The organism is Paenirhodobacter populi (genome assembly GCF_004022215.1).
GTDB classification, from domain to species: Bacteria; Pseudomonadota; Alphaproteobacteria; order Rhodobacterales; family Rhodobacteraceae; genus Rhodobacter; species Rhodobacter populi.
In genome coordinates, this window is record NZ_SAUZ01000001.1 from 197456 (window position 1) to 215621 (window position 18166).

Below are 18166 nucleotides of genomic sequence, written 5' to 3' on the forward strand. Positions count from 1 at the left end.
GCGCCCCTTCCCAGAAACTGCCGGATCAGAACCCGGCCTTGATCTTCTCGAACTCCGCCAGCTGGCGTTCGCGCAGTTGCGGATCGTTCGGCGTCTGCGCAAGGATCGGCGCGTTGATCGGGCCAAGGCCGGCGTCGATGACCTCTTCCTTCGGGATCAGGGCCATGCCCTTCAGGTTGGAATGGCCGTAGCCGATTTCCTCGATCAGCGGCAGGGCGGCCTCGGGGCGTAGCCAGGAATTGATGAAGTCGTAGACCTTTTCTTCGGATCCGGGGCCGTCCTTCATGTTGACCATGCCGCAAAACCAGGTGGTCGAGCCTTCCACCGGTTCGCGCTGGAAGGCGACGGGATAGCCGTCCTGCTTCAGATAGGCGACGCCGTCGTTCCAGGACCAGGCGATCAGCACCTCGCCCGAGGCCATCAGCTGCGCCTGTTCCGACGGATCCGCCCAGTAGGACCGCACGTTCTTGTGCACCTTGCGCAGCCAGTCGGCGGCGGCCTGGAACTGTTCGTCCGAGACATTGTCCCAATCGGTCACGCCCGTCGCCAGATAGGCCAGCGCCCAGACGTCATCCGACGAATTCGGCAGCGAGATGCGCCCCGCATATTTCGGATCGAGGAAGACCTGAAGCGTGCTTACATCCTCGGCCGGAACCTCGTCGGGATTGTAGGCGACCGCGGTCACGCCCCAGTCGGTCGGCAGGAACCAGACGCCGGTTTCGTCCTTGAACACCGGGGAATCGAGGAACTGCGGGTCGAGATCGGCGAAGGCCGGGATCTTCGACACGTCCCAGGGCTCGATCAGGCCGGCATCGCGGTATTTCGACACCATCTGCGAACAGGGATGGACCACATCCGCGCGGAAGCCGGAGGCGACCTTCTGATAGGCCTCGTCGTCGTCGCCGTAGAAGGCATAGCTGGGCGAGTTCCCGTATTTTTCCTGATAGGTCTCGAACAGACCCGGGATCTCGAACCCGGCCCAGTCGAAGATCATGAGCTCACGATCGGCGGCGAAGGCCGGGGCGGCCAGCACGGAGGCTGCGGCACCGGCGAGAAGGAAGCTGGATATCTTCATGGTCGTCAGGTGATCCTGTAGTGGGAAGATTTCCTCGACGCTAGAACGCGGGGCGGAACCGGACAAGGGGGGAAACGCCGCCCCGCGGGCGAATCCGGGATCCGCACCGCCGTGCCACCAGCGACGCCGGCCGTCATTTTGCACCAGCGCCGTGGTTTTGAGCGTCAGGCCGATTTTTTGCTGATTTTTGATCGAATGATTAACAAATGGCGGAAATTATAGTCGTTATGCCTAAAAAATAATCCGCCTGTCGGGATTCCCCCTGCCGCCGGTTGCGGCTGTTCGGTCCCGGATTGCGGCGCCTCACGGAAAGTGTTCAGACGGTGACGGCAAAACCTGACGGGGGGAGTCGAATGAAAAAGGTCGAGGCGATCATCAAGCCGTTCAAGCTCGATGAGGTGAAGGAAGCCCTGCAAGAGGCGGGGATACAGGGACTCTCGGTGATCGAGGTGAAGGGGTTTGGCCGCCAGAAGGGCCATACCGAGCTTTACCGCGGCGCCGAATATGTCGTCGACTTCCTGCCCAAGGTGAAGATCGAGATGATCCTGCCCGACGAGATGGTCGATGCCGCGATCGAGGCGATCGTCTCCGCGGCCCGCACCGAGAAGATCGGCGACGGCAAGATCTTCGTGTCCCCCGTGGAACAGGCGATCCGCATCCGCACTGGCGAAACCGGCGAGGATGCGGTCTGATCCCATCGGAATTCCATCGAGATTCGGGCCTGCCCGGTCCGGAAACCCATGCTCAACGAAAGGGTAAGTTGCAATGAGCGCCATCAATAAAGCTCTCGAGCTGATGAAGTCGGAGGACGTCGAATACGTCGACATCCGCTTCACCGATCCGCGCGGCAAGCTCCAGCACGTGACGCTGGTTGCCGATCTGGTCGATGAGGACTTCTTCGAGGAAGGGTTCATGTTCGACGGTTCGTCGATCGCCGGCTGGAAGTCGATCGACCAGTCCGACATGAAGCTGATCCCGGATGCGTCTTCGGTCTATATCGATCCCTTCTATGCCGAAAAGACGATGTGCGTGCACTGCAACGTCGTCGAGCCGGACACCGGCGAAGCCTATTCGCGCGACCCGCGCGGCACGGCGGTGAAGGCCGAAGCCTATCTGAAGTCCTCGGGCGTGGGCGATGCCTTCTACTGCGGGCCGGAAGCCGAATTCTTCATCTTCGACGACGTGCGCTATTCGGTCACGCCCGCCAAGGTCGGATATGAAATCGACGCCGAGGCGGCTGCCTGGAACACCGATGCGGTCATCGAGGGCGGCAACCTCGCCCACCGCGCCGGCCACAAGGGCGGCTACTTCCCGGTGAACCCGGTCGACGAGGCGCAGGACCTGCGCGGCGAGATGCTGTCCACCATGAAGCGCATGGGCATCAAGGTCGACAAGCATCACCACGAAGTGGCGACCTGTCAGCACGAACTGGGCATGATCTTCGGCTCGCTGACCGAGCAGGCCGACAACATCCAGAAATACAAATACGTCATCCACAACGTCGCGGCCGCCTATGGCAAGACCGTGACCTTCATGCCGAAGCCCATGAAGGGCGACAACGGCTCGGGGATGCACGTGAACATGTCGATCTGGAAGGACGGCAAGCCGCTCTTCGCCGGCGACAAATACGCCGACCTGTCGCAGGAGGCGCTGTATTTCATCGGCGGCATCCTGAAGCACGCCAAGGCGCTGAACGCCCTGACCAACCCGGCGACCAACTCCTACAAGCGTCTGATCCCGGGCTTCGAGGCCCCGGTTCTGCGCGCCTATTCGGCCCGCAACCGGTCCGGCTGCGTCCGTATTCCGTGGACCGAATCGCCCAAGGCGAAGCGCGTCGAAGCCCGTTTCCCCGATCCGTCGGCGAACCCCTATCTGGCTTTCGCGGCGCTGCTGATGGCCGGTATCGACGGGATCAAGAACAAGATCGATCCGGGCCCGGCTTCGGACAAGGATCTGTATGATCTGCCGCCGGAAGAACTGGCCGCGATCCCGACCGTCTGCGGTTCGCTGCGCGAGGCTCTTGAAGAGCTGGAAAAGGACATGGACTTCCTGATCGCCGGCGACGTGTTCACCAAGGACCAGCTCGAAGGCTACATCGCCCTGAAATGGGAAGAGGTCTACGCCTACGAGCACACGCCGCACCCGGTGGAATACGCGATGTATTATTCCTGCTGATCTGGCGGGAAACCGGAAAGGGCGCCTTCGGGCGCCCTTTCGCATGTCCGGGGACTGGCATTCTTTTTCCTTGTCAGGCCGACGGGCGCCGGATAAATCGGCTTTGCGTCCGGGGATCGGGCAGCGGCTGTCATCGCAGATCGCGCCTTCCGTCCGGAAGCGGTTGAACAGGGCCCGCCGGGCCTTGTAGAGATAAGGCGCGTCCTCTCAGTCCTCCGGGCTGATCCTGCCATGAGGGCGTCGGTCATGCGGGTGTGGCGGAATGGTAGACGCGACAGACTCAAACTCTGTTTCCGCAAGGAGTGTCGGTTCGAGTCCGACCACCCGCACCAGTTTTCCTGATTTTTCAATTCCTTCGGGTCGCGCCTCGGCGAAAGAACCGGGGATGCGCTTAGGCCTGTTTCTCCAGCCGGTCGACGATCATCTTCGCGATCGGCATGGCCGAGGTCGCGGCGGGCGAGGGCGCATTGCAGACGTGCAACTGCCGCGGGCTGTCGAGAAACAGGAAATCATGCACCAGCGTCCCGTCGGCGAGGATCGCCTGCGCCCGGATGCCGGCACCCGGCGCGCCCAGATCCTCAAGCACCAGCGAGGGGCAGTATTTCCGGCATTGTTCCAGATAGCCCCGGCGCGACAGCGAATTGCGGAACTCGTCGATCCCCGAACGCAGGTTCTTGCGCGCCATCTTCCAGAAGCCGCCGAAGGCCAGCATCTGCGCCACATCGCCCAGCCGGACGCTGCCCTTGGGATAGCCCTCGCGGTCGAAGCCCAGAACGGCATTCGGCCCCACGGTCACCCGCCCGTCGATCATCCGGGTCAGGTGGATCCCCAGAAACGGCAGGTCGGGGTCGGGGATCGGATAGATCAGATGTTTCACGATCCGCGATTTCGCGGCGGGCAGCGTGTAGTATTCGCCCCGGAACGGCACGATCTGATGCGTCGCCGCCAGACCGGCGATCCGGGCGAGCCGGTCGGATTGCAGCCCCGCGCAGGCGACGAGCCGCCCGGCCCTGATACGCTCGCCGGTGTCGGTGGTGACGGTGACGCCCTCGCCATCCTCGGCGATGGCGGTCACCCGCGCGCCGGTCAGCAGCCGGGTGCCGCCGGCCTTTAGATCACCCGCCAGCGCCTCGCAGATCTGCTGGTAGTCGATGATCCCGGTGGCCGTCACCAGAATCGCGCCAAGGCCGGCGATGTTCGGCTCGATCTCGCGCAGCCGCGCGGCGCCGATTTCCTCGAAGGCGATGCCGTTTTCGCGGGCGCGGCCCTTCAGCGCCTCCATCCGCTCCATCTCGACCGGGTTGGTGGCGACCAGCAGCTTGCCGCAGACCTCGAAGGGGATGTTGCGGGCGGTGGCGAAGGCCTTGGTGGCTTCGGCCCCCTCGCGGCACAGCCGCGCCTTGAGCGAGCCGGGCGCGTAATAGATGCCCGCGTGGATCACGCCGCTGTTGTGGCCGGTCTGGTGGCGGCCGAAGCCCGCCTCCTTCTCGATCAGCAGGATGCGGGCGGCCGGATCGCGCGCCGCCAGTTCCGCCGCGGTGGCAAGACCGATGATCCCGCCGCCGACGACACAATATTGGTAGTCCATCTCGCCCCTCTCCTGCCTGTTTCATCCGCGGTGGTTCGCGGAAGCCATCCCCTTTCCGGATGTTGCGATAAAACGCGGCGTTGCGATAGACATTCGATGCGGGGGGGGCGGGTCAGTCCAGCGAAACATCGGCCTCCTGCACTACGGGTTCCCATTTCGTCATCTCGGCCTGCACATGCGCGCCCAGTTCCTCGGGGCTCGAGGCGACGATGGTGGCCGAGAAGGTGCCCATCCGGTCGATCACCGCCGGATCGGCCATCGCGACCTTCGCGGCGGCGTTCAGCAGCTCGATCGTTTCGGGGGGCGTGCCGGCCGGGGCAAAGAGCGCGTTCCAGGTATAGGTCTCATAGCCCGGCAGGGTCTCGGCAATGGTCGGCACATCGGGGAACGAGGGCGCGCGTTCCGCCGTGGTCACGCCAAGCGCGCGCAGCTTGCCGCTGTTGATATGGCCCGAGGCCGAGGGCAGGTTGTCGAAGATCACCGGCACCTGATTGCCCAGCACATCGGTCAGCGCCGGACCCGAGCCCCGGTAGGGGATATGGGTCATCTCGATCCCGGCCATCGACTTGAACAGCTCGCCCGACAGATGCAAAGGCGTGCCATTGCCGGATGAGGCATAGGCGAGCGGGTCCGTCTTTGCGAGGTCGATCAGCTCCTGCACGGTATTGACCGGCAGTTCCGGGTTCACCGCCAGCACGTTGGGCACCACCACCAGCAGCGAGACGGGGGCGAAATCCGCCACCGGATCATAGGGTTTCTGCTTCAGGATCAGCGGGTTCAGCGCGTGTGTCGCCACGGTGCCCATCAGGATCGTGTAACCGTCGGGATCGGCCTCGGCCACCTGCGCGGCGCCAAGGCTGCCGCCGCCTCCGCCGACGTTCTGCACCACGATCTGCTGGCCCAGCTCGCGGCCCATCCGCTCGGCCACCACCCGGCCGACCAGATCGGTCGAGCCGCCGGCGGCGAAGGGGATGACCATGGTGATGGTGCGTTCGGGGAAATCGGCCTCAGCCGCGGTCGCCGTCAGGACGGCGGCGGCGAGGGTCAATGCGACACGGCGGGTGAAAGGTGCAGTCATCGGGGTTCCTCCCTTGGATCATGAGATACGAAGGCGGGGGAACGGCCCCGCCGGATCAGACTTCGCTTTCGGTGAAGACTTCGGCGCGGTTCCGGCGCACGGCGGGCACCAGCACCAGCACCAGAACGATGCAGGCCAGCACCAGCAGGGTCAGACTGATCGGCCGGGTGACGAAGGTCATCGGATCCCCGCGCGACAGGATCATCGCGCGGCGCAGATGTTCCTCCAGCAGCGGCCCCAGCACGAAGCCCAGAAGCAGCGGCGCGGGTTCGAACCGCAGCTTGCCCATGACATAGCCAAGCAGCCCGAAGAAGGCGACGGCATAGAGGTCGTAGATGTTCGAGTTGACCGAATAGACCCCGATCGCGCACATCGCCATGATGATCGGGAACAGGATGAAATAGGGCACCGTCAGCAGCTTTACCCACAGCCCGATCAGCGGCAGGTTGAGGATCACCAGCATCAGGTTGCCGATCCACATGCTGGCGATGACGCCCCAGAACAGGCCCGGCTGCTCGATGGCGACATTCGGCCCCGGCACGATGCCCTGGATGATCATCGCCCCGATCATCAGCGCCATCACCGGATTGGCCGGAATCCCCAGCGTCAGCAGCGGAATGAACGAGGTCTGCGCCCCGGCGTTGTTGGCCGATTCCGGCCCCGCCACGCCGGCGATCGCGCCGTGGCCGAATTCCTTCGGGTTCTTCGACAGCCGCTTTTCCACCGTGTAGGAGGCGAAAGAGGCAAGGATCGCCCCGCCGCCCGGCAGGATGCCCAGAACCGCGCCCAGCCCCGTGCCGCGCAATATCGGCGCGATCATCGCCCGGAAATCCGTGCGCGAGGGCCAGAGCCGTCCGACATGGCTGGTCACCACGGCGCGGTCATGTTCGTTTTCCAGATTGCGCAGGATCTCGGCGATGCCGAAGACGCCCACCGCCAGCGCGACGAAATTCAGCCCGTCGGCAAAGGCGGTGATGCCCATGGTGAAGCGCGGCGTGCCTTCGTAGACGTCATTGCCCACCATGCCGAGGAGCAGCCCCAGCACCACCATCGCCAGCGCCTTGAGCACCGATCCATGCGCCAGCGCCACCGACATGATCAGCCCCAGCACCAGCAACGAGAAATATTCGGCCGAACCGAATTTCAGCGCGATCGTCGTCAGCGGCGGGGCGAAGATCGCCACAAGGAATGTCGCCACCGTGCCCGCGAAGAACGACCCGATCGCCGCCACCGCCAGCGCGGCGCCCGCCCGGCCCTGACGCGCCATCTGATAGCCGTCGATCGCCGTCACCGCCGAGGAGGACTCGCCCGGCATGTTGATCAGGATCGCCGTGGTCGAGCCGCCGTATTGCGCGCCGTAATAGATCCCCGCCAGCATGATCAGCGAAGAGACCGGCTCAAGCTGGAAGGTGATCGGCAGCAGCATGGCGATGGTCGCGGTGGCGCCGATGCCGGGCAGCACGCCGATCAGCGTGCCCAGCAGCGCCCCGATCAGGCAGAACGCCAGGTTCTCCATCGTCGAGGCGACCGAAAAGCCGAGCGCGAGGTTTGACATGAAATCCATCGGGAAACCTCAGAACGGAAGCCAGGGGCCGAAGCGGCGGAACGGAAGGCCGAGCGCATAGCTGAACACCAGCGCCGAGAAGATCGTGACGATCACCGACAGCACCAGCGCCATCAGCGGTTTCATCCGCATCGAGGCCATCGAGGCGATCAGCGTGGCAAGGAAGATCGACGGCACGAAGCCAAGGCCGCGCACCGTCAGCCCGAAGAAGACCGGCGCCGGCAGGATCAGCAGCATGCCCCGCCAGGCGATGCGGCCAATCGGTTCTTCCGTCGTGGAGCGGAAGGATTTCACAAAGATGACCAGCCCGAGCAGGAACAGCAGCCCCGACAGGATGGCCGGGAAATAGCCCGGCCCCATGCGCAAAGTGGTGCCGATGTTCAGCCCGGTGGTCTGCCAGCCGAACAGCCCCGCCGTCAGCATCAGGAGCAGGCCCGCCACGATGTCGGTTTTGTCCGAACGCGGCGGCGGCGGGGTCTGGTCCGCGGCGGGCGGGGCCGGGATTTTGGGGTCAGTCGGCATAGACGCCTGCGCTTTCGATCACCGGCTGCCAGCGGGCGATTTCGGTTTCGAGCTGGTTTTTCAGCGCGGCGGGGGTCGCGTCCTCGGCGGGCGAGGGGGCGGTGCCCAGATCCGCCATCGACCGCGCCACGCCCGGATCGGCCAGCGCCACCTGAAGGGCCGCAGACAGCCGTTCCGTCACCTCTTCGGGCGTGCCTTTCGGCGCGTAGATCCCGTGCCAGATGGAAACCTCCATCTGCGGCAGCCCTTCCTCGGCCACGGTGGGCAGGTCGGGGAACAGCTCCAGCCGCTCGGGCGTGGTGACGGCATAGGCCTTGACCGTGCCGCCGCGGATCTGCTGCGAGGTGTTGGTGGTCTGGTCGCACATGAAATCGACCTGTCCTCCCAGCAGATCGGTCATCGCCGGGCCGGTGCCGCGATAGGGCACGGTGACGAACTGCGTCTCGATCGCCGACTGGAACAGCATGCCGCACAGATGCGAGGCGGCGCCGATCCCGGCGTTCGCCATGCTGACGGTGCCGGCATTCTCCTTCACATAGGCGATGAAGGCGGGGAAATCGGCGGGCTCGAAATCCCGGCGCGCGACCATGACCATCGGCACCTCGGTCACCAGCCCCACGTATTCGAACGCCTCCAGCGTGTCATAGGGCAGGCTGCGATAGAGCGAGGCCGAGGTCGCCATCCCGATGTGATGCAACAGCAGCGTATAGCCATCGGGATCGGCCTGCGCGACGCGCGCGGCCCCCAGCGTGCCGCCCGCACCGCCGACATTCTCGATGATGATCTGGCGGCCGAGGTCGGTGGACATCTTTTCGCCGACCAGACGGGCGACGGTATCGGTCGGGCCACCGGCGGCGAAGGGGACGACCATGGTGATCTGTCGTTCGGGATAGCCTTGCGCGAAGGCGGCGGACGACAGGACGATCGCGGCGCAGAACGCGCCCGACAGCGAACGGATAGCCATGGTTTCCTCCCAGAAACGGTGTCGCCGGCTCCCCTCCGGCATGATCTATGAAAGCGCGGCGCGGCGGTCCGGCAAACATCGCGGGGCGGGCGCGGGCGGTTTTTTCGCCGGGCTTCGGGAAAACGGGTGGAAACCGACGCATCCGGCCATGGAAATGGGTGGATTTCCACCCATGTCCGGGGCTCAGTTCTCGGGGTCGAGGATCAGGCGGCGGTCGAGCCCATGCCTGCGCATCTTTTCGTAAAGCGTCTTGCGGCTGATGCCGAGCGTTTCATAGACCGGCTTCAGCCGCCCGCCATGGGCGGCGATGGCGCCGGCGATCAGGCTGCGCTCGAAGTCCATCATCCGCTCGGACAGGCGCGCGCCGCCCGGCGCGGCGATCTCGACGGGTTCCAGCCCGAGGACGAGCCGTTCCGCCTGATTGCGCAGTTCGCGCACATTGCCGGGCCAGTCGCGCGCCGCCAGCGCCAGCAGATGGGCGGGCGCTACCTCGCGGTCAGGCACGCCGTGCCGCGCCGCCGATTCCCGCAGCAGATGCCGGAACAGCAGCGGAATATCCGCCCGCCGCGCCGAGAGCGGCGGCACATGCAGCACCGCGACATTCAGCCGCCAATACAGATCCTCGCGGAAGCGGCCCTGCGCCACGGCGGCGGCGAGATCGCTTTTCGACGTGGCGAGGAAGCGCACGTCCAGCGGCACCGGCTCGTTCGCGCCCAGCCGGGTGATCATCCGTTCCTGCAGCACGCGCAGCAGTTTCGCCTGCAGGTCGAAGGGCATCTGGCCGATCTCGTCCAGCAGCACGGTGCCGCCGCGGGCGTGCTCGAACTTGCCGAAGCGGGGGCGCAGCGCGCCGGGAAAGGCACCGGCCTCATGGCCGAACAGCTCGCTTTCGATCAGCGCCTCGGGCAGGGCGGCGCAGTTGATCGCGACGAAGGGCTTGCCCGCGCGGGGCGAGATGTCGTGGAGCGTGCGGGCCACGACCTCCTTTCCCGCGCCGGTCGGCCCGATGATCAGCGTATCGGCATCCGAGGCGCCGATCGCCCGCAGCCGGTAGCGCAGATCGACCATCACCTGAGTGCGCCCCGGCAGGCGCGCCTCGACATCGTCGCGCTTGCCCGCGACGGCGCGCAGGCGGCGGTTCTCGATCACCAGCCCGCGATGGTCGAGCGCGCGGCGCAGCACCGCGCAAAGCTCGGGCATCACAAAAGGCTTTTCCACGAAGTCCCACGCCCCGTACCGGATCGCCGCGACCGCGAGCGGCACCTCGGCGTGGTCGGTCATAAGGATCACCGGGATACCCGCGTCCACCTCATGCAGCGCCGACAGCAGCGCCATGCCGTCCATCCCCGCCATGCGGATTTCCGCGATCACCACGCCGTCGAAGGCGGGGCCGGCCAGCGCCAGCGCCGCGCCCGCCGTGGCCAGCGGCTCGACGTTGAAGCCAGCCCGATCCAGCGCCCGCGCGGTGGCGTCGCGCAGGCTGTCGTCATCATCGACCAGAAGGACCCGCGCCCGGGTCATCCCCTGTCCGCCGCGATGCGGTCGAGCCGGATCGGTCGTGCCATGTCCTCCCCCATGCTGGCATCGGGGAAAGGGTAGCGCAGGCAGGGACATGGGTCCACGCGCATGGCTGTGGGCGGGTGGGTGACGTAAGGGCCGCGGGATCGCCAGCGGAGGGGGTGCAGGGGGCCAGCCCCCTCGCGCATTCGCGCTCACCCCCGGGATATTTATGGAAAGATGAATGGCAGGAAGGGGCGGCTGCGGGGGGGCCTGTTGGGCGATTCCCGGCGGGGGCTTGCCGCATGTCCGGGCGTCGTTTGCGGGGCGCGGAGGGCGCGGCGATCTGCGGGGGAGGGGCGCGCTGCGATCCGATATGGTCCGGTGCCGCGCCGTGCGGGGGATGCGGAGGGCGCCGCGATCTGCCGGAGGGCCGCTGCGATCGGATATGGTCCCATGCCGCGCTGTGCGGTGGATGAGGGCGGCCCTTGCGGGGGCCGCCCGTCGGGTCGGGGTCAGGCGCGTTCGGGCACGGCGAGGCCCAGCCAGTCCTTGTAGAAGGTCTCGATATCCGGCTCGAAGTCGTGGATCACCGGATACCAAGGGGTCGGCGCCTCGACATCCAGAAGATCGCCCGAGAGCGGGCAGAAATATTCCCGGATCACCTGCCAGTCGGGCGAGGGCGCCATCAGGCGGGGATAGAGTTCCTCCATCTGCGCGGCGGTGTTGCGCACGCGGATCCGGGCGTGGAGCTTCCAGTTCTGGTCCCAGTCGCAGAAGTCGTAGCCGGCTTTCGAGCGGATCACCCATTTCCTGTCGGACAGCCGCTGCACGATGAAGAGCTTCGGCCCCAGCGGCAGGATGATCGGGTCGTCCCAGTCCACCTGTTCTTGCAGGATCTCGAGGTAGATCTGGAAGCGTTCCTTGTCCTTCGGCGTGGAGAGCATCGTGTGCAGCGTGTCGCGGTCGATCTTGCCGTCGACGAGATCCTTGATCTTGGCTTTGGTATAGGCCATCGGTTCCTCCCTTTGGTTGGCCTTGGCGATTGAGGGCGGCACCCGGGGGGCGGGCGCCGCCGGGGGCGTTTATTCCTCGACGAACTGGACCGTCTTCACGTCCGGCAGTTCCGAGATGTCCATCGAGTATTCGCGCCCGTAGGAGGGGATCGGCAGATCCGCTTCCATCAGCTTCCAGTCATCGGGCAGCGACCAGAAGGCGCGGAAGTCCCGCTCGAACTTCGGGCCGAGCTTGAAGGAGGCCGCGAACATCTGCTGGACCTGAAGCCCGGCATCCTTGGCGAGGATCTTTTCGCGTTCGCCCTTCATCCAGTCCTGCGTGGGCACGGAGTCGTCGAGCCGCGCCTTGCGGATGGCCTTGCGCTTCGCCTCGGTCGCCGCGGTGTCGACGCCCTTCATGCCGTCGCCCGCATTGGTCAGGATCACGCCATAGACGCTTTCGGCAAAGCGTTCGAGCAGATAGCCGCCGTTCACGTCATCGGCCACCGCCTGCGGTTCGCGGTCCAGCGGATCGCCGAAGCCCGGGCCGCCGCGCATGTAGTTGAGATAGAGGTCGTAGTCCTTGAACATCGCCTCGGTGGTGATGGCCTGCTTGTCGCGCTTGATCCGCGCATCGGGCAACTGGCCATCCCAGACCGGGTGTTCGGGGTCGGTGTCGCCGCCATGCGGGATGGCGCCGCCCTCGGCGATGATCTCCTTCAGGCGGGTGTCGTGCGCCTCGAAGCGGTAGCCCGAGGCCGCCGGATAGCCGCCCATCAGCCCCCAGTCCGACGAGATATGGCCGTTGCCCATGAAGAACATCGTCCAGTCCTTGGCGTTCCAGACCATGCGCAGCGATTCAAACCCGCAGCCGCCGCGATACTTGCCCGCGCCGCCCGACGAAGCCTTGATCTGCCGCCCGAGGTAGACGAGCGGCTCGGCCAGTTCCCAGATCTCCATGTCGCCCATGTCGCCTTCGGGGTTCCAGACGGCGGCGGCATGGCTGATGCCGTCCATATGCGCCGTGGCGCCCACCCCGTTGGCCGCGCATTCGAACGAGTTCACGGCATGGATTTCGTCATACTGGTTGAAGCCGCCGCCTTGCAGCCAGTTCGAGGTATTGGCGTTGCCGGCGTTGACCTCTTCCAGATAGCCGCGGCCGAAGTAGCTGCGCGACAGGCCGCGCCAGAGCGCCGTCCATGACGATACGAGGAAGTGCCACGAATAGCTGAACGCCACCCGCCGGTCGTCGGGGTTCATCCATGTGCCTTTCGGCAGGCGGAACTCGGTCCCGTAGGCGGCGCCGTCGTTGATCATCTCGGTCGGGATCAGGCTTTGCGTCATCATCACCCAGATGCCCGAGGTGAAGCTGACCTGATGGGCGTTGTAGGTGTGCCAGCCCCAGCGGGAAGAGCCCTCGAAATCCAGCCGCCAGGTGGCGTCGCCGCGGATGGTGATCTCGGAGGGCGTGTGCATGATCGTGTCGACCTTGGCGAAGTCGGACGGCACGCGGACATCCTCATGCGCGTAGGGCACGTCGACGAAGCCCACCTGCCGGTATTTGCCGGGGATGGTCATCGCCCTGATGCGGGCCTGAAGGCCGACGCGGCCGTGTTCGACCGCCTCATAGGCGAACTTCCAGTAGGCCTCGATGCCCTCGTCTGCGATCACCTCCTCGACCAGCTTGCGGATCATGTGGCAGCCGGCGACGCGGGTGCGTTCGTCCAGCATCCAGTAGCGCGTGGTGCGCACCATCCGCTGCGATTCATGCAGCCAGTCGCGCTTCAGCTCGTCATTCTCGCCGATCTTGCGGCAGGTGATGGAATAGCCGTCGCCGAAGCGTTGCACCTGACCCGTGGACATCGACCCCGGCCCGACCGACCCCGTGTCGATCACATGCGTCACGCCGCCGACCCAGCCGATCAGCTCGCCCTCGTGGTAGATCGGCACGATCGTGTGGATGTCGCAGGGGTGGACGTTGCCGATCAGGCTGTCGTTGTTGCAGAAGATGTCCTTGTCGTTGATGCCGGGATTGGATTCCCAGTCATTCTCGATCATGTATTTGATCGCGGCGCCCATGGTGCCGACGTGGATGATGATCCCGGTCGAGGTCAGGATGCTGTCGCCCGCCGCGTTGTAGAGGGTGAAGCACAGCTCCCCCTCCTGTTCCACGATGGGGGAGGCCGCGATCTTCTTGGCGGTTTCGCGGGCATCCACCACCCCGGCGCGCAGGCGCGAGAACAGCTTGTTGTATTTGATCGGGTCGCTGTCGCGCAGCTCCATCGTCCTGAGGCCGGCGTAGTGTTTCGTCCGCTTCGTGGCCTCCATCAGCCGGTCGCGGTGTTCCTTCAGGGTCTCGCCGCCGCGCACGATGCCGCGGGTCCTGACCTCGGATTGCATGTTCATCTTGTTTCTCCTCCCTGAGACATCAGACTTCCTTGAGGTGGAACAGCCGGTGGCCGTCCAGCCATGTCTCGAACCCGCCGGGCACGACGAAGGTGGTGGCGTCGGATTCGATCACCGCCGGGCCGGTGATGCGGTTGCCGGGCTGAAGCGTCTCCATCCGGTAAAGCTGGGCATCCACCCATGTCTTGTGGCGGTAGAACTTGCGGGTGCCGAGCTTGGCTTCCTCGGGCGGGGTTTCGCCCTGAAGCTCTTCCTTGGGGATCTTCGGCTTGGGGATCGGCACCGTGCCGCGCATGATCGCGCCGGTGACCGAATAGCCCAGTTCGGGCGAACGGGCAGAGGCGGCATAGACCCGGCCGTAGGTGTCGTTGAAGGCCTCGACCAGCTTGTCCCAGTCCGCGGCGGAATGCGCCTCGCCGATGGGGGATTCGATTTCGAGGTCGTTGAGCTGGCCGCGATACTGCATGCGGAAACCCGGTTGCAGCTTCACCCGGTCGGCGGAATAGCCGTTGATCTCGAACTCCTCCAGCACCCGTTCCTTCAGCTCCTCCCAAGCGGCCTGCAGGGTCTGCGCCTGCGCGGCCTTCAGCTCGTCCCCGGCATCCGAGGCGATGTTGATGTCGAGCGACTTGTCGTAGCGGTATTCGAAATCCGCCGCCGCGCAGCCGAAGGCGGAAAAGCCCGCGGCCCATGCCGGCACGATGACATCCTCGAAGCCCAACCCCTCGGTGTAGCCGTAGGTATGGACCGGCCCCGCGCCGCCGTAGGAGAAGCAGACGAAGTTCCCGGGCGTCGAGCCCTTGCCCGAGATCATCGAGCGCAGATAGTCGCGCAGGTCGCTGTCGAGGAGTTCGATCACCCCCGCCGCCGCATCCTCGACCGACAGGCCGAGCGGATCGGCGATCTGTTCCTTCATCGCGTTCCAGGCGCGCTGCCGGTCCAGCTTGACCTGACCGCCAAGGAAATTGTCGGGGTTCAGATAGCCAAGGATGACGTGGCAATCGGAAATCGTCACCGTCTCGATCCCCGATGCCTCCCAGCAGACGCCGACGCGGTAGCCCGCGGAATCGGGGCCGAGCTTGATCGCCTTGGTATAGGGGTCGAGCCGGATGAAGCTGCCCGCCCCCGCGCCGACCGAATCCATCGCGACGAGCGGCAGCGACAGCACCAGCCGCGCCATGTCCGGGTCGTTGCGGATCGTCAGTTCGTTTTGCGTGATCAGTGCCACGTCGAACGAGGTGCCACCGATGTCCGAACAGGCGATATTGGCGTAACCCAGCACCTCGCCCAGATATTTCGCGCCGATCACCCCGCCGATGGGGCCCGAGACGATGGTGCGGGCGAGTTCCTTGGCCTTCCACGAGATCGTGCCGCCATGCGTCGCCATCACGCGGAAGTCGAACTTCGATCCGTTGTCCTTGAAGGCCGAGGTGATCTTTTGCAGCGTCTGGCGCGAAGGTTCGGCCGCATAGGCCTCGAGGATCGTGGTATTGGTGCGGTGGGTTTCCTTGCGCACCGGGTAATAGTCGGTCGAGGCGAAGACCGGGATGGTCTTGCCCGAGGCGGCGATTTCCTCAAGCACGATGTCGCGCACCCGCCGTTCATGGCCCGGGTTGCGGTAGCTGTGCAGGAGCGAGATCACGATCCCCTCGACATCCTGCGCGATCAGGTCGTGCGCGGCCTGCCGGGCGGTTTCCTCGCGCAGCGGGATCACCACGGTGCCCGACATGTCCACCCGCTCCATCACCCCGCGCGTCAGGTGGCGCGGCACCAGCGGCGCGTCATAGTAATGGGTGTTCAGGTGGATCCGGTCCTCGTAGGCGAAGCCCAGATAGGCCTGGATCGCGCGGCCCATGCGGTGGAAATCCTCCATCCCCGCATTGACGATCAGCCCGCAGCGTAGGCCCTTGCGCTGCACCACGCGGTTGAGCATCGCGGTGCCGGAATAGACCCCGGTCTGGATTTCGCCAAGCGCGTCTTCCAGCGTCAGGCCCCAGTGTTCGAGGCCCTCCTTTGAACTGGCGATCAGGCCGAGCGCCTCGTTCTGCGGTGTCGATTGCGCCTTGCCGACGACGAATTCGCCATCGCTGTCGACAAAGAACGTGTCAGTCATGGTTCCGCCGGCGTCGATGCCCAGCACCTGAACGCGGCGATTGGATTTGTCCAACGGCACGGTAAGTTCCTCCCTTGACGCCACCTCCCCGTGGCATGGGAACAGGGTGCAGCGGGCAGGGGGGTCTTGGTTGTCCTATTTTCGGACAGTGCGCCGGACATGCTGCGGACGCGATGACGCAGCGCGTCAGCGCCGGCGCCGCGGCACGCCGTATTGGTCGAGCTTGAGATACAGCGTCGAGCGCGAAATCCCCAGCCGCCGCGCCGCCTCGGCCATGTTGCCGCCGGTCTCGGCCACGGCGTCGAGGATGTCGGCCCGTTCGCGGTCGCGCAGCGTGTCCTCGCGCGCGTGGGGCTGGGGGCTGGCGATCTGCGGCGGCAGGTCGGCCACGTCGATCAGGCGGCTGAGCGAGGTGGCCGACAGCGAGTCCACCAGATTGCGCAATTCGCGCAGGTTGCCGGGCCAGCCATGCGCCTGCAACCGCATCATCGCCGCCGGGGTGAAGCGGATCGGCATCACGCGCTGCGCCCGCACGGCCAGATCGGCGAAATGCCGGACAAGGGCCGCCATGTGTCTTTGCCGCTCGGCCAGCGCGGGCAGGCGCAGGATCGCCCCGGCCAGCCGGAAATGCAGGTCGCTGCGCAGATCGCCCCGCGCCATCCGCTCGCTGAGGCTGACCGAGGACAGCGACAGCACCTGCACCGGGGCCACCGCCTCGCGCAGCAGATGCGCCACGGCCTGCGCCAGCAGGGGCTGCGCGGCGCGCGGCGTCTCGGCCGGTTCGTCGAGGCAGAGCACCCCGCCCGTTTCCGCAAGATGCTGAAAGCCCGCCGCATGGCCGGGATTGCGGCGCATCGTGTCGGGGTCGAGCAGGCTGCAATCCACGATCTCGAACGGCAGGCCGGCCTGCGGGCCGGCGGCATGCAGCGCGCGGGCCAGCGTTTCCTTGCCCGATCCGACCGGCCCCTTGATCAGCAGCGGCACGCCGCTTTCGGTGATGCGCTGCGCCTGCTGGCAGATGCCGGCCATCTCCTCGTCGATGCGGGCGATGTCGGCAAGGCTGATCGCGGCCTCGCCGTTACGGGGCCGGCGGCGGCCGGGCTGGTGCAGCGTCACGATGATGCCAAGCGTCCCCTCCCCGGAATTCAAAAGGTCCACATCGGCATCGGGAATGGTCAGCCGCATCCGTTCGGCCATCGCCGGGGCGTTGCCGATGAGTTCCGGCCCCAGATCGCGGACAAGGCCGTTTCGCGGCCCGGCCAGACGCTCGAACCCCGGGCTCGCCCAGACGGCGCGGCCCTCGCGGTCGATGATCAGCATCTCGTCCCCGGTGGTGGCGGGGCGCTTCTTCAGCAGTTCCTCCACCAGCCGGGCCTGATCGCGCAGGCCGGCGTTGCGGATCGCCTCTTCGATCTGAAGCGCCAGCGCCACGGAAAAGGCCCCCATCTGGCCGAAATCCTGACCCGAGGGGCCGGACAGGTCCACCGCGCCCAGCAATTGCCCGCTGAACGGATCGCGGATCGGCGCCGCGGCGCAGGACCAACGCTGGATCGCCTCGCAGAAATGTTCGATGCCGGTGATGGTGACGGGCTTTGCCAGTTGCAGCGCCGTGCCGATGGCATTGGTGCCGATCACGCCTTCGTCCCAGCAGCCGCCGGGTTGCAGGTGGTTCTCCTCGCCCCGCGACAACACGCGGGCATCGCCCGAGGCGTCGAGCACGACGCCATCGCGGTCGCACAGCAGCACCATCATGCCGGTGTCGCTGAGCATGTAGCCCGCCGAGCCGATGGCCCCCTGCGCCGCCGAGCGCAACCGCCCGTTCCGGGATCTGAGGGCCGCAAGCTCCGCCCACGCGACGCTGGGCGCGCGTTCACGGGTGATCAGATCACCCTTGTCCCGAGACCTGACCCAGGATCTGAGCACGACCTCCCGGATGCTGGGGGGTACACTCCCCAACGCACGGAACCGCTCCCAGTCCTCCTTCTGGATGCTTTCCGCCATATTGCGACCCTATCACACAGGCTGCGTCCAGCAGTAAGCGGGTCAGACCGGCACGAGTCAAGAAGAAGAGGGAAGGCGGTCCTTCACCGGCGGAAGATGACCGCCGGCCCGGACAGAAGGCCGTTTCGACGCCTGCCGGTGGTCATCGGCCGCGCGCGCCCTGTGTTTTTCGGGAACGCATGCCAAAA

The 18166-nt window shown here is 65.9% G+C and carries 13 protein-coding genes and 1 tRNA gene; 3 read left to right on the top strand and 11 right to left on the bottom strand.

Annotated features, from left to right (window positions below):
- Positions 1-25: 25 nt before the first annotated feature.
- Entirely contained in the window at positions 26-1075 is a 1050-nt protein-coding gene (locus tag D2T30_RS00880; protein ID WP_128186681.1) for an ABC transporter substrate-binding protein, read from the bottom strand.
- A 353-nt stretch (positions 1076-1428) separates the two neighbouring features.
- Between D2T30_RS00880 and D2T30_RS00885 the strand changes: the two genes are divergently transcribed.
- From D2T30_RS00885 to D2T30_RS00895, 3 genes are all read left to right on the top strand, one after another.
- Positions 1429-1767, top strand: a complete 339-nt coding sequence (locus D2T30_RS00885; RefSeq protein WP_128186679.1) for a P-II family nitrogen regulator — start codon at positions 1429-1431, stop codon at positions 1765-1767.
- A 73-nt stretch (positions 1768-1840) separates the two neighbouring features.
- Positions 1841-3250, top strand: coding sequence for a type I glutamate--ammonia ligase (gene glnA / locus D2T30_RS00890; RefSeq protein ID WP_128186677.1), 1410 nt, complete (start codon positions 1841-1843; stop codon positions 3248-3250).
- A 248-nt stretch (positions 3251-3498) separates the two neighbouring features.
- Positions 3499-3582 (top strand) — tRNA-Leu (locus D2T30_RS00895).
- A 59-nt stretch (positions 3583-3641) separates the two neighbouring features.
- On the opposite strand, the gene lhgO is transcribed toward D2T30_RS00895, so the two are convergent.
- The 10 genes from lhgO to D2T30_RS00945 form a co-directional block, all read right to left on the bottom strand.
- The gene (gene lhgO, locus D2T30_RS00900) at positions 3642-4838 is read right to left on the bottom strand and encodes an L-2-hydroxyglutarate oxidase (RefSeq protein WP_128207255.1); all 1197 of its coding nucleotides are present in this window, start codon (positions 4836-4838) and stop codon (positions 3642-3644) included.
- Positions 4839-4950: 112 nt separating this feature from the next.
- Positions 4951-5916, bottom strand: a complete 966-nt coding sequence (locus D2T30_RS00905; protein ID WP_128207256.1) for a Bug family tripartite tricarboxylate transporter substrate binding protein — start codon at positions 5914-5916, stop codon at positions 4951-4953.
- A gap of 55 nt (positions 5917-5971) precedes the next feature.
- Positions 5972-7480, bottom strand: coding sequence for a tripartite tricarboxylate transporter permease (locus D2T30_RS00910; RefSeq protein WP_128186671.1), 1509 nt, complete (start codon positions 7478-7480; stop codon positions 5972-5974).
- A 9-nt stretch (positions 7481-7489) separates the two neighbouring features.
- Positions 7490-8002, bottom strand: a complete 513-nt coding sequence (locus D2T30_RS00915; RefSeq protein ID WP_128207257.1) for a tripartite tricarboxylate transporter TctB family protein — start codon at positions 8000-8002, stop codon at positions 7490-7492.
- Positions 7992-8966 (bottom strand): tripartite tricarboxylate transporter substrate-binding protein, encoded by a 975-nt coding sequence (locus D2T30_RS00920; protein WP_128186667.1) that lies wholly within the window; start codon positions 8964-8966, stop codon positions 7992-7994. Before D2T30_RS00920 ends, D2T30_RS00915 begins: the two co-directional genes overlap by 11 nt.
- Before the next feature lie 183 nt (positions 8967-9149).
- Positions 9150-10487, bottom strand: a complete 1338-nt coding sequence (locus D2T30_RS00925) for a sigma-54-dependent transcriptional regulator (protein ID WP_128207258.1) — start codon at positions 10485-10487, stop codon at positions 9150-9152.
- A 491-nt stretch (positions 10488-10978) separates the two neighbouring features.
- Positions 10979-11479 carry an acetone carboxylase subunit gamma gene (locus D2T30_RS00930; RefSeq protein ID WP_128207259.1) on the bottom strand — a complete coding sequence of 167 codons (501 nt, stop codon included), beginning with the start codon at positions 11477-11479 and terminating at the stop codon, positions 10979-10981.
- A gap of 69 nt (positions 11480-11548) precedes the next feature.
- Entirely contained in the window at positions 11549-13864 is a 2316-nt protein-coding gene (locus tag D2T30_RS00935; RefSeq protein ID WP_128207260.1) for a hydantoinase B/oxoprolinase family protein, read from the bottom strand.
- 22 nt (positions 13865-13886) lie between these two features.
- On the bottom strand, positions 13887-16031 hold the full coding sequence (locus tag D2T30_RS00940) for a hydantoinase/oxoprolinase family protein (RefSeq protein WP_128207261.1): 2145 nt from the start codon (positions 16029-16031) through the stop codon (positions 13887-13889).
- Positions 16032-16163: 132 nt separating this feature from the next.
- The gene (locus D2T30_RS00945) at positions 16164-17900 is read right to left on the bottom strand and encodes a sigma-54-dependent Fis family transcriptional regulator (protein WP_241651158.1); all 1737 of its coding nucleotides are present in this window, start codon (positions 17898-17900) and stop codon (positions 16164-16166) included.
- Positions 17901-18166 lie beyond the last annotated feature (266 nt).

Coding starts and splice junctions, on each gene's coding strand:
- lhgO (WP_128207255.1), bottom strand. CDS start 4,838: ATGGACTACCAATATTGTGTCGTCGGCGGCGGGATCATCGGTCTTGCC.
- glnA (WP_128186677.1), top strand. CDS start 1,841: ATGAGCGCCATCAATAAAGCTCTCGAGCTGATGAAGTCGGAGGACGTC.
- D2T30_RS00925 (WP_128207258.1), bottom strand. CDS start 10,487: ATGACCCGGGCGCGGGTCCTTCTGGTCGATGATGACGACAGCCTGCGC.
- D2T30_RS00905 (WP_128207256.1), bottom strand. CDS start 5,916: ATGACTGCACCTTTCACCCGCCGTGTCGCATTGACCCTCGCCGCCGCC.
- D2T30_RS00880 (WP_128186681.1), bottom strand. CDS start 1,075: ATGAAGATATCCAGCTTCCTTCTCGCCGGTGCCGCAGCCTCCGTGCTG.
- D2T30_RS00930 (WP_128207259.1), bottom strand. CDS start 11,479: ATGGCCTATACCAAAGCCAAGATCAAGGATCTCGTCGACGGCAAGATC.
- D2T30_RS00920 (WP_128186667.1), bottom strand. CDS start 8,966: ATGGCTATCCGTTCGCTGTCGGGCGCGTTCTGCGCCGCGATCGTCCTG.
- D2T30_RS00885 (WP_128186679.1), top strand. CDS start 1,429: ATGAAAAAGGTCGAGGCGATCATCAAGCCGTTCAAGCTCGATGAGGTG.
- D2T30_RS00910 (WP_128186671.1), bottom strand. CDS start 7,480: ATGGATTTCATGTCAAACCTCGCGCTCGGCTTTTCGGTCGCCTCGACG.
- D2T30_RS00915 (WP_128207257.1), bottom strand. CDS start 8,002: ATGCCGACTGACCCCAAAATCCCGGCCCCGCCCGCCGCGGACCAGACC.
- D2T30_RS00935 (WP_128207260.1), bottom strand. CDS start 13,864: ATGAACATGCAATCCGAGGTCAGGACCCGCGGCATCGTGCGCGGCGGC.